This window comes from Comamonas testosteroni TK102, from assembly GCF_000739375.1.
Taxonomy (GTDB): domain Bacteria; phylum Pseudomonadota; class Gammaproteobacteria; order Burkholderiales; family Burkholderiaceae_C; genus Comamonas; species Comamonas brasiliensis.
This window is the reverse complement of record NZ_CP006704.1, coordinates 2,223,497-2,248,636: the sequence shown is the minus strand read 5'-3', so window position 1 is coordinate 2,248,636 and position 25,140 is coordinate 2,223,497. Positions and strand designations below refer to the sequence as shown.

At 61.3% G+C, this 25,140-nt stretch carries 24 protein-coding genes and 1 pseudogene; 12 read left to right on the top strand and 13 right to left on the bottom strand.

Annotated features, from left to right (window positions below; all coding sequences use genetic code 11):
- Positions 1–177 precede the first annotated feature (177 nt).
- From O987_RS10225 to O987_RS10215, 3 genes are all read right to left on the bottom strand, one after another.
- Complete coding sequence (locus tag O987_RS10225) at positions 178–1,164, bottom strand: Bug family tripartite tricarboxylate transporter substrate binding protein (RefSeq protein ID WP_003056622.1); 987 nt, start codon at positions 1,162–1,164, stop codon at positions 178–180.
- 79 nt (positions 1,165–1,243) lie between these two features.
- On the bottom strand, positions 1,244–2,224 hold the full coding sequence (locus O987_RS10220) for a hydroxymethylglutaryl-CoA lyase (RefSeq protein ID WP_043372022.1): 981 nt from the start codon (positions 2,222–2,224) through the stop codon (positions 1,244–1,246).
- A complete protein-coding gene (locus tag O987_RS10215; protein WP_051962160.1) occupies positions 2,221–3,453 on the bottom strand; it encodes a CaiB/BaiF CoA transferase family protein in 1,233 nt (410 codons plus the stop codon). Before O987_RS10215 ends, O987_RS10220 begins: the two co-directional genes overlap by 4 nt.
- Before the next feature lie 164 nt (positions 3,454–3,617).
- Between O987_RS10215 and O987_RS10210 the strand changes: the two genes are divergently transcribed.
- From O987_RS10210 to O987_RS10185, 6 genes are all read left to right on the top strand, one after another.
- On the top strand, positions 3,618–4,532 hold the full coding sequence (locus O987_RS10210) for a LysR family transcriptional regulator (RefSeq protein ID WP_003056625.1): 915 nt from the start codon (positions 3,618–3,620) through the stop codon (positions 4,530–4,532).
- A gap of 4 nt (positions 4,533–4,536) precedes the next feature.
- Positions 4,537–5,658 (top strand): elongation factor P maturation arginine rhamnosyltransferase EarP, encoded by a 1,122-nt coding sequence (gene earP / locus O987_RS10205; RefSeq protein ID WP_043372018.1) that lies wholly within the window; start codon positions 4,537–4,539, stop codon positions 5,656–5,658.
- Positions 5,659–5,852: 194 nt separating this feature from the next.
- Complete coding sequence (gene efp, locus O987_RS10200) at positions 5,853–6,407, top strand: elongation factor P (protein WP_003056627.1); 555 nt, start codon at positions 5,853–5,855, stop codon at positions 6,405–6,407.
- Between the two features lie 171 nt (positions 6,408–6,578).
- Complete coding sequence (gene aat, locus O987_RS10195) at positions 6,579–7,328, top strand: leucyl/phenylalanyl-tRNA--protein transferase (RefSeq protein ID WP_003056629.1); 750 nt, start codon at positions 6,579–6,581, stop codon at positions 7,326–7,328.
- A 28-nt stretch (positions 7,329–7,356) separates the two neighbouring features.
- Entirely contained in the window at positions 7,357–8,127 is a 771-nt protein-coding gene (locus O987_RS10190; RefSeq protein WP_003056630.1) for an arginyltransferase, read from the top strand.
- A gap of 98 nt (positions 8,128–8,225) precedes the next feature.
- The gene (locus O987_RS10185) at positions 8,226–9,059 is read left to right on the top strand and encodes an IclR family transcriptional regulator (RefSeq protein WP_003056631.1); all 834 of its coding nucleotides are present in this window, start codon (positions 8,226–8,228) and stop codon (positions 9,057–9,059) included.
- Positions 9,060–9,193: 134 nt separating this feature from the next.
- On the opposite strand, the gene pbpG is transcribed toward O987_RS10185, so the two are convergent.
- The 7 genes from pbpG to O987_RS10150 form a co-directional block, all read right to left on the bottom strand.
- Complete coding sequence (gene pbpG / locus O987_RS10180) at positions 9,194–10,402, bottom strand: D-alanyl-D-alanine endopeptidase (RefSeq protein ID WP_003056632.1); 1,209 nt, start codon at positions 10,400–10,402, stop codon at positions 9,194–9,196.
- A 112-nt stretch (positions 10,403–10,514) separates the two neighbouring features.
- A complete protein-coding gene (locus O987_RS10175; RefSeq protein ID WP_043372015.1) occupies positions 10,515–12,053 on the bottom strand; it encodes a 2-isopropylmalate synthase in 1,539 nt (512 codons plus the stop codon).
- Positions 12,054–12,156: 103 nt separating this feature from the next.
- The gene (gene leuA, locus O987_RS10170; RefSeq protein WP_043372013.1) at positions 12,157–13,830 is read right to left on the bottom strand and encodes a 2-isopropylmalate synthase; all 1,674 of its coding nucleotides are present in this window, start codon (positions 13,828–13,830) and stop codon (positions 12,157–12,159) included.
- A 231-nt stretch (positions 13,831–14,061) separates the two neighbouring features.
- Positions 14,062–14,931 (bottom strand): CDP-diacylglycerol--serine O-phosphatidyltransferase, encoded by an 870-nt coding sequence (gene pssA / locus O987_RS10165; RefSeq protein ID WP_003056635.1) that lies wholly within the window; start codon positions 14,929–14,931, stop codon positions 14,062–14,064.
- A 199-nt stretch (positions 14,932–15,130) separates the two neighbouring features.
- Positions 15,131–16,147: a ketol-acid reductoisomerase gene (ilvC, locus tag O987_RS10160; protein WP_003056637.1), complete on the bottom strand. Its 1,017-nt coding sequence runs from the start codon at positions 16,145–16,147 to the stop codon at positions 15,131–15,133.
- Between the two features lie 72 nt (positions 16,148–16,219).
- Positions 16,220–16,711 carry an acetolactate synthase small subunit gene (gene ilvN / locus O987_RS10155; RefSeq protein ID WP_003056638.1) on the bottom strand — a complete coding sequence of 164 codons (492 nt, stop codon included), beginning with the start codon at positions 16,709–16,711 and terminating at the stop codon, positions 16,220–16,222.
- A 158-nt stretch (positions 16,712–16,869) separates the two neighbouring features.
- Positions 16,870–18,657, bottom strand: coding sequence for an acetolactate synthase 3 catalytic subunit (locus O987_RS10150; protein WP_003056640.1), 1,788 nt, complete (start codon positions 18,655–18,657; stop codon positions 16,870–16,872).
- A 265-nt stretch (positions 18,658–18,922) separates the two neighbouring features.
- On the opposite strand from O987_RS10150, the gene O987_RS10145 reads away from it, so the two are divergent.
- From O987_RS10145 to O987_RS10120, 6 genes are read left to right on the top strand one after another with little or no spacing between them, the layout of a single operon-like run.
- Positions 18,923–19,492 (top strand): RNA polymerase sigma factor, encoded by a 570-nt coding sequence (locus tag O987_RS10145; RefSeq protein WP_043007477.1) that lies wholly within the window; start codon positions 18,923–18,925, stop codon positions 19,490–19,492.
- Positions 19,489–19,944, top strand: coding sequence for a DUF3619 family protein (locus tag O987_RS10140; RefSeq protein ID WP_003056643.1), 456 nt, complete (start codon positions 19,489–19,491; stop codon positions 19,942–19,944). Before O987_RS10145 ends, O987_RS10140 begins: the two co-directional genes overlap by 4 nt.
- A gap of 21 nt (positions 19,945–19,965) precedes the next feature.
- A complete protein-coding gene (locus tag O987_RS10135) occupies positions 19,966–20,781 on the top strand; it encodes a DUF3106 domain-containing protein (protein ID WP_043372010.1) in 816 nt (271 codons plus the stop codon).
- A gap of 58 nt (positions 20,782–20,839) precedes the next feature.
- Complete coding sequence (locus tag O987_RS10130) at positions 20,840–21,388, top strand: RDD family protein (RefSeq protein WP_080731494.1); 549 nt, start codon at positions 20,840–20,842, stop codon at positions 21,386–21,388.
- Positions 21,389–21,400: 12 nt separating this feature from the next.
- Entirely contained in the window at positions 21,401–21,799 is a 399-nt protein-coding gene (locus O987_RS10125) for a diacylglycerol kinase (RefSeq protein ID WP_003056648.1), read from the top strand.
- Entirely contained in the window at positions 21,796–22,389 is a 594-nt protein-coding gene (locus tag O987_RS10120; RefSeq protein ID WP_003056650.1) for a TIGR00730 family Rossman fold protein, read from the top strand. The genes O987_RS10125 and O987_RS10120 overlap by 4 nt, the downstream gene beginning before the upstream one ends.
- Positions 22,390–22,949: 560 nt before the next feature.
- On the opposite strand, the gene O987_RS10115 is transcribed toward O987_RS10120, so the two are convergent.
- The 3 genes and pseudogenes from O987_RS10115 to O987_RS10105 form a co-directional block, all read right to left on the bottom strand.
- Complete coding sequence (locus O987_RS10115) at positions 22,950–23,852, bottom strand: methylenetetrahydrofolate reductase (protein WP_003056080.1); 903 nt, start codon at positions 23,850–23,852, stop codon at positions 22,950–22,952.
- A gap of 91 nt (positions 23,853–23,943) precedes the next feature.
- The gene (locus O987_RS10110; protein WP_003056085.1) at positions 23,944–24,612 is read right to left on the bottom strand and encodes an epoxyqueuosine reductase QueH; all 669 of its coding nucleotides are present in this window, start codon (positions 24,610–24,612) and stop codon (positions 23,944–23,946) included.
- Positions 24,609–25,079 (bottom strand): annotated as a pseudogene (locus tag O987_RS10105) (LysR substrate-binding domain-containing protein); the annotation flags it as partial. The pseudogene O987_RS10105 and the gene O987_RS10110, both read right to left, overlap by 4 nt.
- Positions 25,080–25,140: the final 61 nt, after the last annotated feature.

Sequence of the window (25,140 nt, the reverse complement as noted above, 5' to 3'; positions counted from 1 at the left end):
ATCCTGCAGCAAGCGGAGCAAACCAGCGGCAGCGCATTGCACATCAATAAAAGGAGCTGCCAGCGCTTTATCAGATTGAATTTCAGATAGTTTTCAATCTGAAATCCTTACCAATAAAGCGATAGCAGCTCCTTTTTTAGGACCAATGGATTCGGGGCAATCCCTGCGCCCTGCAGCTTACTCGGCTTCGATCCTGGACGACTTCACCACCTGCGCCCAGTTGCCATATTCGGTCTTGACCATGGCCGCCAGTTGCTGCGGGTTCATATAGTCTGCCGTGGCGCCCTGCTCTTCGGCCTTTTTCCTGAAGGCGGGGTCCTCCACCACCTTCTTGATGTCGGCAGCCAGCCTGTCGATCACGGGCTGCGGCGTGGCCTTGGGCGCAAACACGGCAAACCAGGACGTGGCGTTCACGCCCGGGTAGCCGGCTTCCGCCGTGGTGGGCACATTGGGCAGGCTGGGCAGGCGCTGCTTGCCCGTCACGGCCAGCACGCGCAGCTTGCCGCTTTGCACATGGGGCATGAAGGGAGGCGCGGTGCCGAAGGTCAGGTCCACCTGGCCGCCCAGCAGGTCCTGCAGCGCCGGGCCGGTGCCCTTGTAGGGCACGTGCACCATCTTCACGCCGGCCTGCTGCTCCAGCATGGCACCCGTCACATGCTGCAGCGAGCCGTTGCCCGACGAGGCATAGTTGAGCTTGCCGGGGTTGGCCTTGGTGTAGCTCACCAGCTCGGCCAGCGTCTTCACCGGCAGCTCGGAGCGCACCACGATGATCTGCGGCGCCGACAGCACATTGGCCACGGGGGCAAAGTCGCCTTGCTCCCAGCTTCTGGCCTTGGTCAGATGCGGGGAGATGACGTGGTAGCCGGAGTACTGCATCAGCAGCGTGTAGCCGTCGGCATCCGCACGCTTGACCAGATTGGCGGCGATGGCGCCGTTGCCGCCGCCCTTGTTGTCCACCACCACCGATTGCCCGATCACCGGCGCCAGCGCCTGTGCGGCCATGCGGCCGGCCAGATCGGTGGTGCCACCCGCGGCTGCGGGCACGATCATCAGCACGGTTTTGCTGGGATAGCTGCCCTGGGCCATGGCCGGGGCGCTGGCAAGGCCGGTCGCGGCAGCAACCGTCGCGAGCAGGAAATGAAGGCGTTGACGTTGAACAGTCATGTTTGTCTCCTTGTTGGAATGTTGAACCGCACCCGCTCCTTCCCCCGAAAGAGCCGATGCAGCGGTGGCGAAAACAGTCTCAGGCTCTGGCCTGGGCGCGTTCCTTGATCTCGGCAAAATCCGCTGGCGGCTGGTGCAGGTCCCAGCGCGCACCGGCCTTGACGATCTGGCTGAGCGTCTCGTGGCCGATCAGCGCCGGCAGGCTGCGAGCAGCCGCCACAATCCGGGCCAGATCCGTGCCGGTGTCATAGCCCATGAGTTGCAGCGCATGCACGATCTCTTCGGTGCAGGCATTGCCCGAGGCGCCCGGCGCATAGGGACAGCCGCCCAGACCGCCAATCGAGGCGTCGAAGCGATCCGCACCCGCAGCTATGGAGGCCAGCACATTGGCCAGCGCCATGCCGCGCGTGTTGTGGAAATGCAGGGTCAGACCCAGCTGCGGCCAGCGCGCCCTGAAGGCCAGGACCGTGGCATGCACCTGGTTGGGATAGGCCATGCCCGTGGTATCGCACAGCGTGATGCCCTGCACGCCCAGATCGGCAAAGCGCTGCACCCAGGCCAGCACTTCGGCCTCGGACACATCGCCCTCCATGGGACAGCCAAAGCAGCAGGAAAGCGACACGTTGACGGGCGTTGCCGCCTGCTGCGCCGTGGCGATCACCTGCCTGAGTGCCTCGAAGGACTGGCTGCGCTGCATGCGCAGATTGCAAAGGTTGTGCGTCTCGCTGACCGACATCACCAGATTGAGCTCGTCGGTCTGTGCATCGATAGCACGCTCCGCGCCACGCACATTGGGCACCAGCGCCGTGTAGACCGTGCCCGGCCGGCGCGCGATCTCGCGCATCACGATCTCGCCGTCGCGCAGGGCCGGAATGGCCTTGGGCGAGACAAAGGCCGTGACTTCGATCTTGGACAGGCCCGCCTCGGACAGTGCGTTGACCAGCGCGATCTTGTCCTCGGTGGGCACAAAGGCCTGCTCCATCTGCAGACCGTCGCGCGTGCCGACTTCGTTCATGAAAATGCGGCGACCCGCACCATTCCAGACATTTGGCGTGATCATTGGATGATGCCTTTCTCGCGCAGCTGGGCGACCTGCTCGGCGCTCAGGCCGATCTCGGCCAGCACGGCATCGGTATCGTCGCCCACATGGGGGGCGCTGCTGCGCACCGTGCCCGGCGTCAGCGAGAGCTTGGGCACCACGCCGGGCACCTGAAGCTCGAAACCATCGCGGGTGCGCTGGGTCAGAATCATCTCGCGCGCCCGGTAATGCGGATCTTCGGCAATATCCTTGGCCGTGTAGACCTTGCCGGCCGGCACGCGTGCCGCGCCCAGCTCGTCCATCACGGTCTGCACGCTGCGTGCCTGCGTCCAGGTGCCAATCGCGGCATCGATCTCGGCCACGCGCTGGACGCGGCCCGCGTTGTCGGCCAGATCGGGCGCATCGGCCAGATCCTGGCGGCCGATGGCCGTCATGAGCCGCTTGAAGATCGAGTCGCCATTGCCCGCCACCAGCACCCAGCCATCCTGGCAGGGGTAGGCATTCGAGGGCGCAATGCCCGGCAACGCACTGCCTGCGGCCTCGCGCACGGCGCCAAAGGCGCTGTACTCGGGGATCAGACTTTCCATGATGTTGAACACGGCCTCATGCAGGGCCACGTCGATCACCTGGCCCGGGCCGCCGTTCACCTTGCGGTGGTACAGAGCCATCATCACGCCAATCACGCCGTGCAGGGCCGCCAGCGTATCACCTATCGACACGCCCACGCGTACCGGCACCCGGCCCGGCTCGGCCGTCAGATGGCGCAGCCCGCCCATGGCTTCGCCGATCACGCCAAAGCCCGGCAGATCGCGATAGGGGCCGGTCTGACCGTAGCCAGAGATGCGCAGAATCACCAGCCCGGGGTTGATGGCGTGCAACTCCTCGGGCGACATGCCCCAGCCCTCCAGCGTGCCGGGACGGAAGTTCTCGACCAGCACGTCGGCTTCGGCAATGAGCTGACGCGCCACGGCCTGCGCCTCCTGCTGGCGCAGATCGAGCGCGACCGAGCGCTTGTTGCGCGACTGCACCTGCCACCAGACGGAGGTGCCTTCCTTGATCAGGCGCCAGTTGCGCAGCGGGTCGCCCGCACCGGGCGCCTCGATCTTGATGACATCGGCGCCAAACTCGCCCAGGGTCTTGCCACAGAAGGGACCGGCAATCAGCTGGCCCATTTCCACCACTTTCACCCCTTCCAGCGCGCGCGGCGTGACGGTCTGCGTGGCGGGGTCTTGGATATTCATCGTCGTCATCCGTTGGTCTCTTGATGGTTGTCTTGCTGTGCCGCTTTGCGTTGACCAATACCAGGCAAAACGGCTTTTCAATCATCTTGCCCTTGAAGATCAGTCCTGCAAAACGCTGAAATGCGAAGCTGCCATCGCATTTGGGCATAGCCAGGCGGGATAATGCAGTCCTCATGAAACTGGACCCGATCACCCTGCGCCTGTTTGTGGCCGTGATGGAGGAAAACGCCATCGCGCGTGCCGCGGCACGCGAGCACATCGCCCCCTCGGCCGCCAGCCGCCGCCTGGCCGAACTGGAGGATCAGCTGCAGCTTGAGCTGTTCACACGCAGCAACCGGGGCAGCCAGCCCACGGCCGCCGCCTACGCCCTGCTGAACATGGCGCGCGGCGTGCTCAACGAGCTGGACGGCATCGCCACGCAGATGAAGGACTATGCCCAGGGCGGCGAACAAGGCCTGCGCGGCCATGTTCGGGTGATGGCCAATATTTCCAGCATCACCCAGTTTCTGCCGGCCCAGCTGCAGAGCTTTCTGAGCCGGCACCCGCTGGTGGACGTGCGGCTGCAGGAGCGCGTAAGCACCGATATCGCGCGCGCCGTAGCCGACAACGAGGCCGACATCGGCCTGCTCAACAACGGCAGCTACGGCAGCAAGATCAGCCTGCGCCCCTATCGCCGGGACCGGCTGGCCGTGGTCATGCCCCAATCCCATCCGCTGGCCGGCGAGAACAGACTGCGCCTGGAACAAGTCCTCGAGCATGATCTGATCGGCATGCATGCCGACAGTGCGCTCAACCATCTCATCACCCGCTCTGCCGCCGACCAGGGCCTGCAGCCGCGCCTGCGCATGAAGGTGACCGGCTATGACGCCTTGTGCCTGATGGTGGCCGCCGGCCTGGGCGTTGGCATTCTTCCCGAGGGCAGCGCCCATATCTACATGGGCGCCCTGCCCTTGCGCTGCATCCGCCTGGACGAAGTCTGGGCCGAGCGCCAGCTCATGCTCTGCGTACGCTCCCAGGACGCACTCTCGCCCGTCGCGCAATTGCTGGTCGAACACCTGTGTCAGAGCGCCTCAACCGATAAAGACTGAATCCATGCCCGATTTTTCACCCATGCCTTTGCCAGCCCCCGGGGCACCCCATCCTTCGCTGTGCTGGGACATCTTCTGCCAGGTGATTGACAACTTCGGCGACGTGGGCGTGTGCTGGCGCACGGCAGCGGAACTGGCCGCCCGCGGCCAGCAGGTACGCCTGTGGATGGACGATGCCAGCGCACTGCAATGGATGGCGCCCCAGCCCTGGCCGCCCGGCCTGAGCGTGCATGCCTGGCCCGCGCAAGCCGCGGACGTTCCGGCATCGATTGGCGATGTGGTCATCGAGGCCTTCGGCTGCGAGATTCCCGCGGGGTTCGTGAGCGCCATTGCAGACAAGGCGTCGAAGAGCAAGCCTGCGATCTGGATCAATCTCGAATATCTCTCGGCCGAAGACTATGTGGAGCGCTGCCATCGCCTGCCCTCCCGCATCATGAGCGGCCCTGCTGCCGGGCTGACACGCTGGTTCTTCTACCCCGGCTTTACAGCAGCCACCGGCTCGCTGGTACGTGAGCAGAGCCTGGCGCAGCGCCAGCAGGCCTTCACGGCCCAACGCGACTCGTGGCGCCGCGCGCAAGGCATTCAGCCTGACGAATGCGCCGTCTCGCTGTTTTGCTACGAGCCTGCCGCCCTGCCCCAGTTGCTTGCCCAGCTCTCGGACAAGCAGTTGCTCAACGCCAGGCTGCTGGTGACCCCCGGACGCGCCACGACGGCCGTGCAGGCGCTGCCCGAAGCGCAGCAGATGCAGCCGGTCTATCTGCCAGCCCGCCCTCAGGCCCGGTTCGACGAAATGCTCTGGGGCTGCGACCTGAATCTGGTGCGCGGCGAGGACTCGCTGGTCCGCGCGCTCTGGGCGGGCCAGCCCATGGTCTGGCAGATCTACCCCCAGCATGACAACGCCCATCACGACAAGCTGAATGCCTTTCTCGACTGGCTCCAGGCCCCGGACAGCCTCAGGCGCTTTCACCACACCTGGAATGGCATGACCGCACCGCAAACATTGCCTTTGCTCGATGGGCAGATGCTGGACGAATGGGCCTGCTGCATCAGGGCTGCGCGAGCCAGATTGATGGAACAAACCGAGCTGATTGCGCAGCTTCAAGCTTTTGTCGCCGAAAAAAGCTAAAATCCACGTTTTGCCTCTCTGAGGGCAGTCGCAGCCGGTATGCCGAGCGATCTTGCTTTCGGGGTCGCGCCCCGCCGCGGTACATGCGGCAGGCCCCGCCGCCGCACCTTTGATGCGTTGCTTTCTCCAGCGACCATTGCGAACAGCTTGCCTGCCGTGTAGAGCGGCTCCAACCTTTCAAACGCAAGCAAGCCATGAAAATCGCTCAAGAAATCCGCGCAGGCAATGTGATCATGTTCGGCAAGGACCCCATGATCGTTCTGAAGACCGAATACGCTCGTGGCGGCCGTGGCGCTGCTACCGTGCGCATGAAGCTCAAGAGCCTGATCGGCAACTTCGGCACGGAAAACGTGTTCAAGGCCGACGACAAGATCGACAACGTGATCCTGGACAAGAAGGATTGCACCTACTCCTACTTCGCCGACCCCATGTACGTGTGGATGGACGAAGAGTTCAACCAGTACGAAGTCGAAGCCGAAAACATGGCTGACGCACTGAACTACCTGGAAGACGGCATGACTGCCGAAGTGGTGTTCTATGACGGCAAGGCCATCTCCGTCGAACTGCCCACCACCATCGTGCGCGAAATCACCTGGACCGAGCCCGCCGTCAAGGGCGATACCTCCGGCAAGGTTCTGAAGCCCGCCAAGATCGCTACCGGCTTCGAAGTGGCCGTGCCCCTGTTCGTGTCCCAAGAAGACAAGATCGAAATCGACACCCGTACCGGCGAATACCGCAAGCGCGTGTAAGGTGGCTGCAGCTGCCGCAGCTGCTCCCCGACAAAAAGGCTTCCCTGTGGAAGCCTTTTTTCATTTCTGCCGCCGACAACGGGATTACGCCAGCACCGGCCTTGTGCCGCGACATGCAAAACCGCTTCAGTCTGTGCAAGACTTGGGGCAGTCCATCCATTTCCACCGCCAATGACGCACTCCCTGCCCTGGCTGCAGCCCGAACAAGAATTCCCTCCCATCGATCAGACCTGGGGCGAGCGGGATCCCATTCCCGGGCTGCTGGCCGCCGGCAACACCCTGGATGCTGCCCGCCTTCGTACCGCTTACAGCCAGGGAATATTCCCCTGGTTCAGCGAGGGCCAGCCCGTGCTCTGGTGGTCCCCCAATCCACGCATGGCTCTGCATCCCGAGGAGTTCCGCCTGCACCGCAGCCTGCGCAAGAGACTGCAGAAGTTTCGCGACGATCCAGGCTGCGAAATCCGCATCGACAGCGCTTTTGCCACGGTGATGCAGCATTGCGCCCAGACCCCCCGCGACGGACAGAACGGCACCTGGATCGTGCAGAGCATCATCGATGCCTATACCGAACTGCATCAGCAGGGGGCTGCACACAGCGTGGAAACCTGGATCGACGGCCAGCTGGTCGGCGGGCTTTACTGCGTAGCGCTGGGCAGGGCGGTGTTTGGCGAATCCATGTTCGCACTGCAGACCGATGCCTCCAAGATTGCACTGTCGGCACTGGTGGCCCTGTGCAGGGCTCATCAGGTGCCGCAGATCGACTGCCAGCAGGCCACGGCGCACCTTTCCTTCATGGGCGCACGAGAGATCACCAGGGCACAATTTGCCCGGACTGTTCAAGCCCAGTCGCAGCTGCCCGATATGCAGTGGCAATTCAGACCCATATACTGGGAGCAGTTGCTGAGCCATACTGAGGCTTGACGCACCGCCTCTGCAGCCGAGTCCGATCATGACGCACCCGAACGACCTCCCGCTACATGCCCTGCAGTTCTACGCCACGGCAGCCTATCCCTGCAGCTATCTGCCGGGCCGGCTGGCACGCTCCCAGGTCGCCACGCCCAGCCACCTGATCCAGAACACCACCTACTCGGAACTGGTCACGCTGGGCTTCCGGCGCAGTGGCATGTTCACCTATCGCCCCTATTGCGACGGCTGCCAGGCCTGCGTTCCGCTGCGAATTCTTGCGCAGGAGTTCCGGCCCAGCCGCAGCCAGAGACGTGCTGCCAAACAGCACGGGCAGCTGGTGGCCTCCATTCAGCGCCTGCACTATTCCGACGAGCACTATCAGCTCTATCTGCGCTACCAGCAGCATCGCCACAGCGGCGGCGGCATGGACAACGACAGCGTCGACCAGTACACGCAGTTTCTGCTGCAAAGCAGGGTCAACTCACGGCTGGTGGAGTTTCGCGAGCCCGGTGCGGACGGACAGCCGGGCACACTCAAGATGCTCTCAATTCTCGATGTGCTGGAAGACGGGCTCTCGGCGGTCTACACCTTCTACGCTCCCGAAGACCAAGCCAGCTACGGCACCTTCAATGTGCTGTGGCAGATCCAGCAGGCCAAGGCCATGAACCTGCCCTATGTCTATCTGGGCTACTGGATCTCCGAGAGCCAGAAGATGCGCTACAAGGCCAGCTTTTTGCCCCACGAGATCCGCCAGGGTGAGCTTTGGCGACGCATAGACAGGCAAAGCATTGTGCGCTCGCAAATTGAAGAGTGATGCCGCCAAAAGCAGCACATGGATATATGAGCGGATGAGATGGTTGCGCGGCTGCAGCACCGCTAGAATGCCCTCATCCCGCAAAGTATCTCCAACGCATGAAAAAAGACGACCTCTCGGCCTCCGCAAAGCCCAGCGTCCAGGTTCTGGAACGCATGTTCACGTTGATCGACGTGCTGGCATCGCGTGAGGAAGCGGTTTCTTTGAAGGAGATCAGCGAACGCACGGGCCTGCATCCATCGACCACGCACCGCATCCTCAATGATCTTGCACTGGGCCGCTTTGTGGACCGCCCCGAATCGGGCAGCTACCGCCTAGGCATGCGTTTTCTGGAGCTGGGCAATCTGGTCAAGGCCCGCCTGAACGTGCGCGAAGTGGCGCTTTCGCCGATGCGACAGCTCTACAAGCAGATTCAGCAGCCCATCAGCCTGTCCGTGCGTCAGGGCGACGAGATTGTCTATGTCGAGCGCGCCTACAGCGAGCGCTCCGGCATGCAGGTGGTACGCGCCATTGGCGGCCATGCTCCCTTGCATCTGACCTCCAACGGCAAGCTGTTTCTGGCGGCCGACGATTCCCAGCAGGTACGCGCCTACGCCATGCGCACCGGCCTGCCTGGCAAGACCCATTTCAGCATCACCCAGCTGGGCGACCTGGAACATGAGCTGGCCAAGGTGCGCCAATACGGTATTGCCCGCGACAACGAAGAGCTGGAGCTGGGCGTGCGCTGCATGGCCGCCGGCATCTACGACGACCAGAACAAGCTGATCGCCGGGCTGTCGATATCGGCGCCCGCTGACCGGCTTGACGAAAGCTGGGCTCCCAGGCTGCAAGCCACGGTGCAGGAAATTTCCGTGGCACTGGGTTTCAGCGGCACACGCCCTGCCACCGCTCAGACCGCCCCCAATCCCTATAGCCGCAGCCAGCACAGCTGAATCTTCCCGCTCCAGCTGCCGCAGCACATTGCACCGCCGGCAAAAGACAAGGCAGGCCGCTGTGTTCGTGTCCCATAAAAAAAGCGCTACCTCGGTAGCGCTTTTTGACGGTGACAGGCTGGGTTTGCGCCAGCTTATCCCCTGATACGGCTGGCAATCGTGTTGCTGGCCGTGGGACCCTTGCTTTCCATCCAGTGGCGCACGCGCTCGGCATCGGCCAGACGACTGAACTTGCCTGCCGAATCCAGGAACACCATGATCAGCTTGCGGCCGGCCACATGGGCTTGCATCACGAGGCAGCGTCCGGCTTCGGAAATATAGCCGGTCTTTTGCAGGCCGATATCCCAGTTGTCGCTCTTGACCAGGCGGTTGGTATTGTTGAACTGCAGCGTGCGACGACCCACGGCCACTTCGTAACCCGGCGATGTGGAGTATTCGCGCATCAGCGGATCCGCATGTGCCACTGCCACCAGACGTGCCAGATCGCGTGCGCTGGACTGGTTGCTGCTGGACAGGCCGGTGGGCTCCACATAGCGCGTGTCCTTCATCCCCAGCTGCAGCGCCTTGGAGTTCATCAGCTGCACAAACTGCGACAGACCGCCAGGATAGGTGCGTCCCAGGGCATGGGCAGCACGGTTCTCGCTGGACATCAGCGCCAGATGCATCATCTCGGCACGCGTCAAGGTGGTGCCGACACGCAGACGGGAGCTGCTGTGCTTTTCGGTATCCACATCGTCCTGCGTGATGGTGATCATCTCGTCCATGGGCAGACGAGCCTGGGAGATCAGCAGACCGGTCATGAGCTTGGTCAGCGAAGCAATCGGCAACACGGCCTGATCGTTCTTGCTCAGCAGCACCTCATGCGTGTCCTGGTCGATCACATAAGCCACGCTGCTTTGCAGATCCAGAGGGTCCGAGACGGAGTGAAGACCCGCCATCTGCCCATAGGACAGGCGCGCGGGCTCGACTGCCGTGGCAGCTGCCGCCACCGCAACGCCGGCAGCTCCTGCCCTGGCCAGACGCTTCTTGCCGCCAGTCTTCTCTTCTCTCTCGGCCTTGGCCGCTAGAACAGACTTGCCGCCCTTCCTGCTTGCAAGCTTGGCGTCCGCCTTTTCGGGCTTGCCCTTGGCGACCTTTGCGCCTTTGGGCTGCGCTGCAGCACGAACCTTGCCAGCGGGCTCCTTGGCTGCCTTCTTGGTCGCAGCCGCAGCAGCCACTGGCTTTTTGGAGTCTTTTTTGGGCGCCGCCGCATGCGCTGCCGGAGCAGCCAGAGCGCAGCTCAACAGAGCCAAAGACACCACCTGGGTGAGTTTTGCAAGGCGAAATGGACGCAGCAGCTGCATGCGATACTCCAGACAACAAGGTGTAAGGATTTAATTCAATCAAAAAAGTTGTGCAGTGACAAGCACTTGCACAACCTTCTCGATAATCTGAGTGAAATTATAAATCCAGCAGTCAACCTTGTGCTGCAACAACTTCCTGATTGCTATGCAATTTGTTCAAAGCGCTCAGGTAAGCCTTGGCCGATGCGACCACAATGTCGGGGTCAGCACCCACTCCGTTGACGACGCGACCACTGCGTTGCAGGCGCACCGTCACCTCGCCCTGACTCTCGGTTGAGCCGCTGATGGCATTGACGGAATACAGCACCATTTCGGCACCGCTCTTGACTTCGGACTCGATGGCCTTGAACGAGGCATCGACCGGACCATTGCCCTCTGAGCTGGCCTTGATTTCCCGGCCTGCATTGCTGAAGACCACGCTGGCATGTGGGCGCTCACCTGTTTCACTCTGCTGGGCCAGCGAAATGAACTGGAACTGATTGCCCTGATGCTCCGCGCCTTCAGCATTCACCAGCGCCAGAATGTCCTCGTCAAAAATCTCGCTCTTGCGATCCGCGAGTTCCTTGAAGCGCGTGAAAGCCTGGTTGATGGCCGCTTCGCTGTCCAGCTCCACCCCCAGCTCCTGCAGGCGTTGCTTGAAGGCATTGCGACCGCTGAGTTTGCCCAGCACGATCTTGTTGGCCGCCCAGCCCACATCCTCGGCACGCATGATTTCGTAGGTATCACGCGCCTTGAGCACGCCATCCTGATGAATGCCGGAGGCATGGGCAAAGGCATTGGCTCCCACCACCGCCTTGTTGGGCTGCACCACGAAGCCCGTGGTCTGGCTGACCAGGCGGCTGGCGGCCACGATGTGCTGGGTATCGATATTCACCTCCAGCCCGAAATAGTCCTTGCGCGTCTTGATGGCCATGACCACTTCTTCAAGTGAGCAGTTACCCGCGCGCTCGCCCAGACCGTTGACGGTGCACTCGATCTGCCGCGCGCCGCCGATCTTCACGCCCGCCAGCGAATTGGCAACCGCCATGCCCAGGTCGTTGTGACAATGCACGGACCAGACAGCCTTGTCGCTGTTGGGCACGCGCTCGCGCAGGTTGCGAATGAATTCACCATAGAGCTCGGGAATCGCATAGCCCACGGTGTCGGGCACGTTGATGGTGGTTGCGCCTTCCTTGATGACCGCCTCGATCACACGCGCCAGAAAATCGGGTTCGCTGCGATAGCCATCCTCCGCGCTGAACTCGATGTCTTCGATGAGATTGCGCCCGAAGCGCACTGCCTGCTTGGCCTGCTCCAGCACCTGCTCGGGCGTCATGCGCAGCTTTTTCTCCATATGCAGCGGACTGGTGGCGATGAAGGTGTGAATGCGAGCGCGGTTGGCCCCCTTCAACGACTCTGCCGCACGCGCGATGTCGCGGTCGTTGGCGCGGGAAAGCGAGCAGACCGTGGAGTCCTTGATGGCACGTGCAATGGCCTGGATGGACTCGAAGTCTCCATTGGATGCTGCAGCAAACCCTGCCTCGATCACATCGACTTTCAGACGCTCCAGCTGACGGGCAATGCGCAGCTTTTCATCGCGCGTCATGGAAGCGCCGGGCGATTGCTCGCCGTCACGCAAGGTGGTGTCGAAAATAATGAGCTGATCGGACATGGTGGGGACTCTCTATGTGATGGCGCCGGTAGACGCCTGTTTTGACTGGAGGATTGCCGACAAAAAAGCCGGTGCGCTTTTGGCGACACCGGCTTTGAACCTTTTAAGCAGCTACCGCCTCTTCAGCGACAGCGGTAACGCGCTGCACTCCTGAGATGATGGCGCGCAACGAGGCGGAAACGATATTGGCATCCACCCCTACGCCGTAGCAGACCTGAGCATCGTCCACGCGCAGTTCCACATAGGCAATCGCCTTGGCATTCGCACCTTCGCCAATCGCATGCTCGGCATAGTTGAGCACACGCACATTGCGGCCGAGTTCAGCCGACAGCGCCTGAACAAAGGCATCAATGGGGCCCGTACCTTCGCCTTCCAAAAAGACCTTCTCTCCGGCGATCTCGATCTCGGACGTCATATTGACCACACCATCGGCTTCGCTCAGGCGATACTGAGGTGCCTTGACGGTATTGACGCCATATTCGCGCTGGAACAGCTCCCACAGATCCGCAGCCGACAATTCCTTGCCGCTGGCATCCATCTCGCGCTGCACGACCTGGCTGAATTCGATCTGCAGGCGGCGGGGCAGCTGAAGCCCGTACTCGCTCTCGAGCAGATAGGCAATGCCGCCCTTGCCCGACTGGCTGTTCACGCGAATCACTGCTTCATAGCTGCGCCCCAGGTCCTTGGGATCGATGGGCAGATAGGGCATATCCCAGATATCGCCTTCCTTGTGGGCGGCGAAAGCCTTCTTGATGGCATCCTGGTGAGAGCCGGAGAAGGAGGTGTAGACCAAGTCACCCACGTAAGGATGACGAGGATGCACGGGCAACTGGTTGCAATGCTCGACCGTTGCGCGGATATCGTCGATGTCGGAGAAATCCAGGCCCGGGTTCACGCCCTGGATGTACATATTGAGCGCCACATTCACTACGTCCAGATTGCCGGTGCGCTCGCCGTTGCCGAACAGACAGCCTTCCAGACGGTCCGCGCCGGCCATCAGGGACAACTCGGCAGCCGCCGTTCCCGTGCCGCGGTCGTTATGCGGATGGACCGAGATCACCACGCTGTCGCGGCGCTTGATGTTGCGATGCGTCCACTCCACCATGTCGGCAAAGATATTGGGCGTGGAATGCTCCACGGTGGTGGGCAGATTGATGATGCACTTGTTCTCGGGCGTGGGCTGCCAGACATCGGTGACGGCGTCGATCACGCGCTTGGAGAACTCCAGCTCGGTGTCCGAATACATTTCGGGCGAGTACTGGAAGGTCCATTTGGTCTGGGGGTGCTGGGCCGCAATGTCCTTGAACATCCGCGCATTGGTCACCGCCAGCTCCACAATCTCGTCTTCACTCATGTTCAGCACCACACGGCGCATCACCGGAGCCGTGGCGTTGTAGAGATGGACAATCGCGCGGGGCACACCTTCGAGCGCTTCGAAAGTGCGGCGAATCAGATGCTCACGCGCCTGGGTCAGCACCTGCACGGTCACGTCGTCGGGAATGCGGTTTTCCTCGATGAGCTTGCGCATGAAGTCGAACTCGATCTGCGAGGCCGAAGGAAAGCCGACTTCGATTTCCTTGAAACCGATCTTCACCAGTTGCTCGAACATGCGCACCTTGCGCTCGATGTCCATGGGCTCGATCAGGGCCTGGTTGCCGTCACGCAGATCCACGCTGCACCAGACCGGAGGCTTGGTGATGACCGCGTCGGGCCAGGTGCGATCGGTCAGACGCACGGGGGCGAAAGCGCGGTATTTGGTGGAAGGGTTTTGCAACATGGTGAGTCTCTTTAGTCGAAATTAGAGGAAATTGAACCCAGCTCCAGCGACGCCCAAAAGCAAAAACGGCCCGTCGCTGATGCTACGGGCCGCCAAGTAGGGTGTGTTTGTACGCGCGCGCTACTTTCTCTGCCCGTTGGACATTAGTAGTAGAGCTAGCGACAGGTTTTGCATGCGGCTCACTTTAACACAAGAAAAGTTGACAGGGCCAGGATTTTTTCGGCGACGATTTCAATCGTCGTGCAGGCCCCGCTCGTCGGGCTCGTCCTTGGAGGTGGCGACGATGCTCACCTGCTCACCCTTGGCACGGCGCCAGACATAGATCACATAGCCCGAGACCGAGTAGCCGACAAACACCAGGAACAGCATGGTTGCAGGCTCGATGCTGACCACGGCCATCAGCAGCGCCACCACCACCAGCGAGACAAAGGGCATGCTCTTGGCGCCACCGATGTCCTTGAAGCTGTAATAGGGAATATTCGTGACCATGGTCAGGCCCGCGAACAGCGTGATGGCGAACATGATCCAGGACAGATCTGCCCTGTCCGTGGGATAGCCGCCGAACCAGGAAATCACATCGCCGAAGATGGGCACATCGCGATGGGAAACCATCAGCGCACTGGTCAGCCAGATAAAGCCCGCCACCAGGGCCGCTGCCGCAGGCGAAGGCATGCCCTGGAAGTAGCGCTTGTCCACCACGGCCGTATTCACGTTGAAGCGAGCCAGGCGCAATGCCGCGCAGGCGCAATAGACAAAAGCGGCAATCCAGCCCCAGCGCCCCAGGGGACGCAGGGCCCATTCATAAGCAATCAACGCGGGCGCGGCACCGAAGGACACCATGTCCGAGAGCGAGTCCATCTGCTCGCCGAACGCGCTTTGCGTGTGCGTCATGCGCGCCACGCGCCCGTCCAGGCTATCGAGCACCATGGCGCAGAAAACGCCCACGGCCGCCAGCTCGAACTTGTTGTTCATGGCCATGACGATGGCGTAGAAACCACCAAACAGCGCTGCCAGCGTGAACAGATTGGGCAGCACATAAATGCCTTTGCGCGGCTTGCGCGGCATTCCACTCAGATCGGCAGAATCATTGCTGTTTTGCATCAAACAGACCTCCAGTGCTTGCATGTCAATTGCATGCAGCTATTAAAACGATAGTATTTAAAGCATGGTCATCACGGCCATGTCCCTGCCACCAGTGTACCCGCCACACAGATCGCATCCGGAATGAAAAAAGGCCACCTCGAAGGTGGCCTCTTGCTCGGGCGCAGTCATCCGGCTCGCGCCGAATGACTTGCCTGCATTAGTTGCGGGTCTGGTCGACCAGCTTGTTCTTGGAGATCCAGGGCATCATGGAGCGCAGCTGGCCGCCCACTTGCTCGATGGCGTGATCGGCGTTCTGGCGACGACGGGCAGTCATCGAAGGATAGTTCAGACGGCCTTCGCTGATGAACATCTTGGCATATTCACCGCTCTGGATGCGCTTGAGGGCATTGCGCATGGCCTTGCGGGATTCTTCGTTGATGACTTCAGGGCCGGTCACGTACTCGCCATACTCCGCGTTGTTGGAGATGGAGTAGTTCATGTTGGCGATGCCGCCTTCATACATCAGGTCAACGATCAGCTTGAGCTCGTGCAGGCACTCGAAGTAAGCCATTTCGGGAGCGTAGCCAGCTTCAGTCAAAGTCTCGAAGCCCATCTTCACCAGTTCCACGGCACCGCCACACAGCACGGCCTGCTCGCCGAACAGATCGGTCTCGGTTTCTTCCTTGAAGTTGGTTTCGATGATTCCACCCTTGCCGCCGCCGTTGGCGGAAGCATAGGACAGGGCCACGTCACGGGCCTTGCCGGACTTGTCCTGGTAGATGGCGATCAGGGAAGGCACGCCGCCGCCCTTCAGGTATTCGGAGCGCACGGTGTGGCCGGGGCCCTTGGGGGCGACCATGATCACGTCCAGATCGGCGCGGGGCACGACCTGGTTGTAGTGCACGTTGAAGCCGTGGGCGAAAGCCAGGGTTGCGCCGGACTTGATGTTGGGCTCGACGTTGTTCTTGTACACCTCGGGGATGTTCTCGTCGGGCAGCAGGATCATGACCACGTCGGCAGCCTTGACCGCGTCGTTGACTTCCATCACGGTCAGACCGGCCTTGCCGACCTTGTCCCAGGAAGAGCCGCCCTTGCGCAGACCGACCACAACCTTCACGCCGCTGTCGTTCAGGTTTTGAGCATGTGCGTGGCCTTGGCTGCCGTAGCCGATGATGGCAACAGTCTTGCCCTTGATCAGGCTCAGGTCACAGTCCTTGTCGTAGAAAACTTTCATGATGGCTCCAGGTCTCTTATCTTGAGGGGGTTGAAAAGGTTTGTTCAGATTCAAAAGTGGTGCAAACAGCCATTAGACACGCAGAATGCGTTCGCCACGGCCAATACCCGAGGCGCCCGTGCGAACGGTCTCAAGGATGGCAGTGCGATCAATGGCTTGCAGGAAGGCGTCGTTCTTGGACTGGTCGCCGGTCAGCTCCACGGTGTAGCTCTTTTCGGTCACGTCGATGATGCGGCCGCGGAAGATGTCCGCCATGCGCTTCATTTCCTCGCGCTCCTTGCCCACGGCACGCACCTTGACCATCATCAGCTCGCGCTCGGTGTAAGCACCTTCGGTCAGGTCCACCACTTTAACCACTTCAATCAGTCGGTTCAGGTGCTTTGTGATTTGCTCGATCACATCGTCCGAACCTGTGGTGAGGATGGTCATGCGCGACAGCGAGGGATCCTCGGTTGGCGCGACAGTCAGGGATTCAATGTTGTAGCCACGGGCAGAAAACAGACCCACGACGCGCGACAGTGCTCCAGGCTCGTTCTCGAGCAGCACGGCAATAATGTGTTTCATTGGGAGATTCCTCTTTTCGCCGCCCTCCCCTGACACCGGTAAGTGCCAGGCTCGGCGGACAATAGATTCGTCAAAAAATGCTATTTAAAATATAGCTACTTGCGCTTGACATGTAAGTGCTTTGAGCCGAATTCACTAGAAAACCGGCGCTCTACGCATCACAGGTCGTCAGCGCCCAGCAGCATTTCCGTGATGCCACGGCCGGCCTGCACCATGGGGAACACGTTCTCGGTCGGATCGGTGCGGAAGTCCAGGAAGACGGTCTTGCTTTCCTCGCGCACGATACGGCGCGCTTCGCGCAGCGCAGCCTCGACATCGGCAGGTTTTTCGATCAGCAGGCCGCGGTGGCCGAAGGCCTCGGCCAGCTTCACGAAGTCGGGCAGCGAATCCATGTAGCTGCTCGAGTAGCGACCCGAGTATTCAATTTCCTGCCACTGGCGCACCATACCCAGGAAGCGGTTGTTCAGCGCGCAGATGACCACCGGGGTGTTGTACTGCTTGCAGGTGGCCAACTCCTGGATATTCATCTGGATCGAGCCTTCGCCCGTGATGCAGAAGACTTCGGAGTCGGGCTTGGCCAGCTTGATGCCCATGGCATAAGGCAGGCCCACACCCATGGTGCCCAGACCGCCGGAATTGATCCAGCGACGGGGTTCATCAAAGCGGTAGTACTGCGCCGCCCACATCTGGTGCTGACCCACATCGGAGGTGATGTAGGCATCGGCATCCTTGGTCATGTTCCACAGCGTGTCGACCACGTACTGGGGCTTGATGACTTCGGCGTTGGACTTGTCGTAGCTCAGGCAGTCACGGCTGCGCCAGCCTTCGATGGTGCTCCACCATTGGCCCAGAGCTGCCTCATCGGGACGCTGTGCCGACTCGCGCAGCATGGCGATCAGCTCATTGAGCACGTCCTTGACATCGCCCACGATGGGCACGTCCACCTTCACGCGCTTGGAGATGGAGGAAGGATCGATGTCGATATGGATGATCTTGCGCTCCACCGACATGAAATGCTTGGGATTGCCGATCACGCGGTCGTCAAAGCGCGCCCCCACGGCCAGCAGCACATCGCAGTTCTGCATGGCATTGTTGGCCTCGATGGTGCCGTGCATGCCCAGCATGCCCAGGAACTTCCTGTCGCTGGCTGGATAGGCGCCCAGGCCCATCAGCGTATGCGTGACGGGGTAGCCCAGCATGTCCACCAGCTGACGCAGCTCGTTGCAGGCATTGCCCAGCAGCACGCCGCCGCCGGTATAGATATAGGGACGCTTGGCCGTCAGCAGCAGCTGCAAGGCCTTGCGAATCTGGCCCGCATGACCCTTCTTGACGGGGTTGTAGGAGCGCATTTCCACTTTTTCAGGATAGCCCGTGTACAGCGCCTTCTTGAAGGACACGTCCTTGGGAATATCCACCACCACAGGGCCGGGACGGCCGGTGCGGGCAATGTGGAAAGCTTTTTTCATGGTCTCGGCCAGTTCGCGCACATCCTTGACCAGGAAGTTGTGCTTGACGATGGGACGAGTGATGCCCACGGTGTCGCATTCTTGAAATGCGTCGGTACCGATGTAATTGGTAGATGTCTGGCCCGCAATCACCACCATGGGGATGGAGTCGGTATAGGCGGTGGCAATGCCCGTCACCGCATTGGTCAGGCCGGGGCCGGAGGTCACCAGCGCCACGCCCACCTCACCGGTGGCACGCGCAAAACCATCGGCAGCATGCACGGCCGCCTGCTCGTGGCGCACCAGCACATGCTGAATGCTGTCTTGCTTGTAGAGCGCGTCGTAAATATAGAGAACTGCCCCGCCAGGATAACCCCACAGGTGCTTGACACCTTCGGCCTGAAGCGACTTGATGAGGATTTCGGAGCCCATCAGTTCCTGGGCGCCCTTGGGGGACGATGCGGCGGCTGCAGAGGCCAGCTCGGCTTTGGAGATTTCCATGATCAACCTTTGTGAATTTCTCTAACGAAAAACCTTCGGTGCCCTTAGCCTGGAGCCCTTGTGAGGCCGGTTTAGGACTTAAGACCACATGCCATGGACGTTTGTGTGTACGCCGGACCGTGATCCGTTTGCTTCTATAAGTTGAAGATCATTATCGCACTGCAACAAGACCTTCAATTGCAGTACACAAAAAAACATCATCGAATGCGATAATCTGCGGCTTTCATCACCAAACAACTCCCGCTTTTTCCAGGGTTACTCTCTCTTGGCCACAGAACAAGAACTGTCTGCATTCCTCAAAGACGTTGAAAAGCGCGCCTTCAAGCGCAGTGTTTTCCATGTCCGCGACGAGGAGGCCGCCCTGGATATCGTGCAGGACAGCATGCTCAAGCTGGCCCAGCATTACGGGGACAAGCCCGCCAACGAGCTGCCCATGCTGTTCCAGCGCATCCTGTCGAACAGCACGCTGGACTGGTTTCGCCGCCAGAAGACCCAGAAGGCGGTTTTCACCCACTTCAGCGACCTGGAGTCCTCCGTAGACTCAGACAGCGACTTCGACTGGCTGGAAACCTATGCCACCAACAGCGACGAATCAGCCTCCAGCAACGCCGAAAGCCTGACCGAGCGCAAGCAGACCTTGCAAAGCATAGAAAAAGAGATACAGGAGCTGCCGGCGCGTCAACGCGAGGCCTTTCTCATGCGTTATTGGGAAGAGATGGATGTTGCGGAAACCGCTGCCGCCATGGGTTGTTCAGAAGGCAGCGTCAAAACCCATTGCTTTCGCGCCATCCAAACACTGAGCAAGGCACTCAAGGCCAAAGGAATCGAGTTATGAAAACCGTGCCCACCCTCCGGCAAGAACAGGCCGTCGACCGCATCGCCCGTCAAATCACTGCCCGACTGAGTGAGGGCGAAGCCTTGCTCCCCTACGAAGTCACCGAGCGCCTGCGCGCCTCCCGCGAGCAAGCTGTGTCCATACGCCGCCGCGAAGCCGCCGTTCAGCGCGTTCAGACCAGCACCGCTGCATCGGCCCAGGGCAATACCCTGACGCTGGGCAGCCCCGACGAGGGCAATGGCTGGTGGCGCACCCTGGTCTCGGCGATTCCGGTTTTTGCACTCATTGCGGGCCTGGTGATCTACAACTCCGACACCGAACAAAGTATGCTGAGCGAAGTCACCGAGGTCGATACCGCCTTGCTGACCGACGATCTGCCCCCTGCCGCTTACTCTGACCCTGGCTTCATCCAGTACCTCAAGACCTCGGCCGCCGCCCCATCAGAACACTAAACAGCCTGCCGCCCTGCATTGATGCCCACTGAGAAGCGCTCCCTCCTGAAACCCGAGAACACCGCCGCCGTCATGGCGGCGCTGTTGTTGGTGGCCTTGGGCTGGACGGGGTGGAATGTCGTACAGCAAGTCAGGCTGGCACCCAGCTCCGTGCCGCCGGCCACGGTCGCATCCTCCAGGTCCATGCATGCCGACCCCTCGACACGCCAGAGAGCCACGGCCCAGGCCTCGGGCCCGCGCTGGGGCGAGCTCAGCAGCCACCAGCGCGAAATCCTGCAGCCCCTGCAAGAGCGCTGGGCCATGATAGGTTCGGTGCAGAAGCGCCGCTGGATTGCCCTGGCCGATGGCTTTGACAAACTGAGCGAGCGCGAACAGCAAAAGCTTCACGACCGCATGGAAGACTGGTCCGGCCTGAGCGCTGCCCAGCGCAATCAGGCACGCCTGAACTTTGCCATCACCAACAAGCTCGCGACAGACAAGCAGGCCCAGTGGGAGGCCTATCAGGCCCTGAGCGATGAGGAAAAGCGACTGCTGGCAGCCCGCGCCACCCCCAAGGTGGTGACTGCCGCACCCGCCATCAAGCCCGTGCCCACCAAGAAGCTGGCCCGCATTCCCGCGGCCACGGCCTCTCCCAATACGGTGCCCAATCTGCCCAAGATTCCGCCCGCGACCATTCACCACCCACCACCACCCGTGCCTTCCACGCCGGCCATGGTGGAAACCCACCCGGTCCGCACGCCTTCGGTGATTGTGGAAACCGCACCCGTGGACATTCCACGCGCCACCCCCATCACCCTGCCGCCGCTGGATGCTCCAGGTCAAGACGCGCACCAATGACAGTGTCGCTGCGGCAACCGAGCGCCAAGCCTGCTGACCTGAGCCCTACAATGCCCTCATGCAGCAAGACACCCCGATCCGCGAAGGCAGTGCAGCACTTTCATCCGCTTCTGATTTCATAGCTCCAAGCCTGCGCCGCCGCATGGCTTGCTGGCTTTATGAAGGCATGCTTTTGTTTGGCGTGGTGTTTATCGCCGGCTATCTGTTCGGCACGCTGTCGCAGACGCGCAACGCACTCGACAACCGTCATCTGCTGCAGGCCTTCATGCTGGTGGTGCTGGGCATTTACTTTGTCTGGTTCTGGAGCAAGGGACAGACGCTGGCCATGAAGACCTGGCATATCCGCGTGGTCGACACCCAGGGCCGTCCCCTGACGCAAACCCGCGCCCTGCTGCGCTACGCTGCCAGCTGGATGTGGTGGCTGCCGCCGCTGGCCCTGCTCTACCCGCTGGGCCTGCCGCCGCTGGAGGTACTGGTGCTGCTCTCGGGCTGGATTCTGATCTGGGCGCTGCTGAGCCGTTTTCATCCCCGAAAGCAGTTCTGGCACGACGCCTGGGCCGGCACCCAGCTGATACATCAGGCCCCTGCACCCAAACGCATCCGCTGACCCAACTTTTCAATGAGCACCTCATCACCCGATCCCGTCAATCCGCAAAAAAGCCGCACCGGACTGTCCCGGGTGCTGCATGCCGGCGGCTACTCGCTGGCCGGCCTCAGGGCCGGCTGGCATGAAAAGGCCTTTCAGCAAGAAGCCGTCTGCGCATTTGTCATGATCCCGCTGGCGCTCTGGCTGGGTCAGAGCTGGGAGCAGGCAGCGCTGCTGGCCGGCAGCGTCATCCTGGTTCTCATTGTGGAACTGCTCAATACCGGCATCGAGGCCGCCATAGACCGTATCGGCCCCGAATGGCATGAGCTGTCCAAGAAAGCCAAGGACATGGGCAGCGCCGCTGTATTCCTGGCCCTGTGCCTGTGCGGCGCCGTCTGGGCTGCCGCTCTTTATCACCGTTTCATCGTATGACTCAACCCGCTTTTTCCATCTGCGTGTACTGCGGCTCACGCCCCGGCACCAACCCTCAATTCACCGAAGTCGCCAAGGCCGTTGGCCAGTGGATAGGCTCGCGCGGCGGCCAGCTGGTCTATGGCGGCGGACGCAGCGGCCTGATGGGTGTGGTGGCCGAAGCCACGCGCGAAGCTGGCGGCCGTGTCGTCGGCATCATCCCCCAGGCACTGGTCGACAAGGAACTGGCCAACCAGGCCTGCGACGAGCTGCACATCGTCAAGAACATGCACGAACGCAAGGCCATGATGGCCGAGCGCAGCGATGCCTTCGTGGCCCTGCCCGGCGGCATCGGCACGTTTGAGGAGCTGTTCGAAGTCTGGACCTGGCGCCAGCTGGGCTACCACGACAAGCCCATCGGCATTCTCAATGTGGATGGCTATTACGATGCCATGCTGCAGTTTCTTCAATCCTGCGTGGGCAGCGGCTTCATGGGTGAGTGGCAGATGGGACTGGTCGAAAGCAGCAGCGACACCCCGGCCCTGCTGCAAAATCTCGTCCAGAATGCCGGCAGCCAGCTGGATACGCCGCCTCTGCGCTCCGTGATCTGAGCCCTGGACGGCATCCACCGGACGGCCGTCCTTCGGGCAAGCCACAGACCCGGCTCCGGGCCATGAAAAATGTCCGCTGTCAAGTCTTTGATGTAGACGGACAGTTCCGTAAAAGGTCTTATGGAATAACAGGTTAGTCCATATTTTGGTCGCTACGCATCCTTGCTGATTTGCGAGCTAGGTGCCACATAGGCGCTTTGCAGTGGCAAACGTAAGGATGTCTCAGCGAGCAAAGTCGCATCATCAAAGTTTCGGTCTATCACCATCTTCCTACAGAAGGCAGTTCGAGAAGGGCGTTTATCGTGTTTGCCCCCCAATCTGCCAATCGATAGCTCGCACCGTCGAAGCCGATGATGCGGGCGATCCATTTCGATGTGGCATTTGCGCCTGCGTCCGGTGATGTTGGCCGCGTGTGTCCTGTGCCAATGGGATCGCGCCCATGGGGCGCTTGCGCAACGCGAAGGCTGAGGCGGGCGGTAGGATGCTCTCGAAGCGTTCGCCCCAACGAGGTCTGCTTCTATGGGGCATGCCAGTGCAAGCGACTGCTGGAGGCGCAGTAATCACATGGGAGCCGTGTCGATGGGTTGTTCAGGCTCGGCACGCGAGCAGTACTGCTCTACCCACTTCACGGACTGAGCGATGCCTCCGAATGGAAAGAAATGCAGGCTCACCTTTCCATGTGCTTCGGTCAGGCGGGTGGTCAGACGATCCACAAAGAGATCCGGGCCTGCTATGCCGAACAGCTTGCTGATCGAGATGCCGTACTTGGACAACATCGACGCGCATGCGCTAACGCCACACAAGGCGGCATAGCGCGCCAGCACCGCCACGCCTGCAGGGCCCGGCACGCCCACGCGTACGGGATGTTCGACGCCACGCCCGCGCAGGGCTTCCAGCCAGGCCAGCACGATGTCGGCATCGAAGGCAAATTGCGTGACGATCAAGGGCGCCATGCCGCGCCCTTCGATGCAGCGACACTTGTGTTCGAGCACTTTCCAACGATCAGATGTGCTCATGACCGGATGGCCCTCGGGATGGCCACCCACGCCGACCATCTGAATGCCCGAGCGCTCGAACACGCCTGATTCGATCAGTGAGGAGCTGTCGGCAAACGGCCCCAGCGGGGTGGACGGATCTCCAGCGATCACGAAGCAACGCTTGACGCCGGCTTCCGCGACCGCGCGCTGGATGAACGACTCCAGTTTTGCGAACGAGGCGATACGGCGTGCAGCGAGGTGAGGCATGGGCTCAAAGCCGAGTCCGCGAACGGCCTGCGCTGCGGCCAGTCGCGCGTCGTTGTCCTGGTTCGCCAGGTAGGGAATGGAAATGGTTGACCCGGGCAATACACGCGGCGCCGCTGCGGTCAGCGCAGAGATATCCTTCGCGTTGACCTCTAACGAATAGGCGTCGGTGATGTTGCCGATGGGCTTGGACTTGTCGGAATGAAGCAAGGGGCTTGCCATATCTGGCGACTGTTGGGAGAGTTCCGACCCGCCAGCGCTGATCGGGTCGGTTGGAAGCCATGGAGCGGCATCGCTCACCCGGCAGGGCGCGTCAATCTTTGGGGGGCTGTTCGTCACCGTAGAACGTCACGCCGAGCTGGATGCGCTCGCGGCCGCTTTCCACGCGGTGGCGGTTCGTGTCGCGCAGCGAGTAGACGCAGCCGCAGTATTCCTGTTGGTAGAAGTTCTCGCGCTTGCTGATCTCGATCATGCGCGCCGAGCCGCCGCCCTTGCGCCAGTTGTATTCCCAGTACATCAGGCCAGAGTACTTGGCCGCCGCACGCACGCCGCAGTCATTGATCTGCTGCATGTTCTTCCAGCGCGAGATGCCCAGGGAACTGGTGATCACCGGAAAGCCGTGCTCATGCGCATACAGCGCCGTGCGCTCGAAACGCATGTCGAAGCACATGGTGCAGCGCACGCCGCGTTCGGGCTCGTGCTCCATGCCCTTGGCGCGCTCGAACCAGTTGTCCCGGTCGTAGTCCGCATCGACGAAGGGCACGCCGAACTGCTCCGCGAAGCGGATGTTCTCGTTCTTGCGCAGCTCGTATTCCTTGAGCGGATGAATGTTGGGGTTGTAGAAAAAGATGGTGTAGTCAATGCCCGAGGCCAGCATGGCCTCCATGACCTCGCCTGAGCACGGCGCGCAGCACGAATGCAGCAGCACCTTGTCGTGGCCTCCGGGCAGCGCAAGCGCTTTGCGTTCGACGGTGGTGTTCATCCCTTGGCTCCTTGGGCAATAGCGGTGGTGGCAGTTGCAGGCTGGCGGGCCAGTTCGACGAAGGCCCGCACGTAGTCAATGGCGGTATCCGCCTCGCGTGCGCCCAGGAAGATCTGCTTGGCAATACCGCGCGCGCCCAGCCGCACAGGCACCACGTCCATCCTGGCCGCATATTCCTCGACCAGCCAGCGCGGCAGCGCGGCGACACCGCGGCCGCTGGCCACCATCTGCACCATGATGTCGGTGGTTTCGATGGCTTTGTGGCGCTTGGGCGTCACGCCGGCCGGCAACAGGAACTGGCTGTAGATGTCCAGGCGTTCGATGTCCACGGGGTAACTGATGAGCACTTCCCGGGTCAGCTGCTGGGGCTTCACGTAGGCCGTAGAAGCCAGGGGGTGGTCTTTGGCCACGACCAGCACCTGCTCGTAGTCGAACACGGGTTCGAACTTCAGCCCCGGCTTGAACAGCGTGTTGATTTCCACCCAGAAGTGACCCACTAGCCCCCGGTGGGGGTGCGGATAAAAACTT

What these genes read in the sequence shown, in the direction of transcription:
- O987_RS10225 (WP_003056622.1), bottom strand. Translation starts at nt 1,164, where the DNA reads ATGACTGTTCAACGTCAACGCCTTCATTTCCTGCTCGCGACGGTTGCT.
- O987_RS10220 (WP_043372022.1), bottom strand. Translation starts at nt 2,224, where the DNA reads ATGATCACGCCAAATGTCTGGAATGGTGCGGGTCGCCGCATTTTCATG.
- O987_RS10215 (WP_051962160.1), bottom strand. Translation starts at nt 3,453, where the DNA reads ATGACGACGATGAATATCCAAGACCCCGCCACGCAGACCGTCACGCCG.
- O987_RS10210 (WP_003056625.1), top strand. Translation starts at nt 3,618, where the DNA reads ATGAAACTGGACCCGATCACCCTGCGCCTGTTTGTGGCCGTGATGGAG.
- earP (WP_043372018.1), top strand. Translation starts at nt 4,537, where the DNA reads ATGCCCGATTTTTCACCCATGCCTTTGCCAGCCCCCGGGGCACCCCAT.
- efp (WP_003056627.1), top strand. Translation starts at nt 5,853, where the DNA reads ATGAAAATCGCTCAAGAAATCCGCGCAGGCAATGTGATCATGTTCGGC.
- aat (WP_003056629.1), top strand. Translation starts at nt 6,579, where the DNA reads ATGACGCACTCCCTGCCCTGGCTGCAGCCCGAACAAGAATTCCCTCCC.
- O987_RS10190 (WP_003056630.1), top strand. Translation starts at nt 7,357, where the DNA reads ATGACGCACCCGAACGACCTCCCGCTACATGCCCTGCAGTTCTACGCC.
- O987_RS10185 (WP_003056631.1), top strand. Translation starts at nt 8,226, where the DNA reads ATGAAAAAAGACGACCTCTCGGCCTCCGCAAAGCCCAGCGTCCAGGTT.
- pbpG (WP_003056632.1), bottom strand. Translation starts at nt 10,402, where the DNA reads ATGCAGCTGCTGCGTCCATTTCGCCTTGCAAAACTCACCCAGGTGGTG.
- O987_RS10175 (WP_043372015.1), bottom strand. Translation starts at nt 12,053, where the DNA reads ATGTCCGATCAGCTCATTATTTTCGACACCACCTTGCGTGACGGCGAG.
- leuA (WP_043372013.1), bottom strand. Translation starts at nt 13,830, where the DNA reads ATGTTGCAAAACCCTTCCACCAAATACCGCGCTTTCGCCCCCGTGCGT.
- pssA (WP_003056635.1), bottom strand. Translation starts at nt 14,931, where the DNA reads ATGCAAAACAGCAATGATTCTGCCGATCTGAGTGGAATGCCGCGCAAG.
- ilvC (WP_003056637.1), bottom strand. Translation starts at nt 16,147, where the DNA reads ATGAAAGTTTTCTACGACAAGGACTGTGACCTGAGCCTGATCAAGGGC.
- ilvN (WP_003056638.1), bottom strand. Translation starts at nt 16,711, where the DNA reads ATGAAACACATTATTGCCGTGCTGCTCGAGAACGAGCCTGGAGCACTG.
- O987_RS10150 (WP_003056640.1), bottom strand. Translation starts at nt 18,657, where the DNA reads ATGGAAATCTCCAAAGCCGAGCTGGCCTCTGCAGCCGCCGCATCGTCC.
- O987_RS10140 (WP_003056643.1), top strand. Translation starts at nt 19,489, where the DNA reads ATGAAAACCGTGCCCACCCTCCGGCAAGAACAGGCCGTCGACCGCATC.
- O987_RS10135 (WP_043372010.1), top strand. Translation starts at nt 19,966, where the DNA reads ATGCCCACTGAGAAGCGCTCCCTCCTGAAACCCGAGAACACCGCCGCC.
- O987_RS10130 (WP_080731494.1), top strand. Translation starts at nt 20,840, where the DNA reads ATGCAGCAAGACACCCCGATCCGCGAAGGCAGTGCAGCACTTTCATCC.
- O987_RS10125 (WP_003056648.1), top strand. Translation starts at nt 21,401, where the DNA reads ATGAGCACCTCATCACCCGATCCCGTCAATCCGCAAAAAAGCCGCACC.
- O987_RS10120 (WP_003056650.1), top strand. Translation starts at nt 21,796, where the DNA reads ATGACTCAACCCGCTTTTTCCATCTGCGTGTACTGCGGCTCACGCCCC.
- O987_RS10115 (WP_003056080.1), bottom strand. Translation starts at nt 23,852, where the DNA reads ATGGCAAGCCCCTTGCTTCATTCCGACAAGTCCAAGCCCATCGGCAAC.
- O987_RS10110 (WP_003056085.1), bottom strand. Translation starts at nt 24,612, where the DNA reads ATGAACACCACCGTCGAACGCAAAGCGCTTGCGCTGCCCGGAGGCCAC.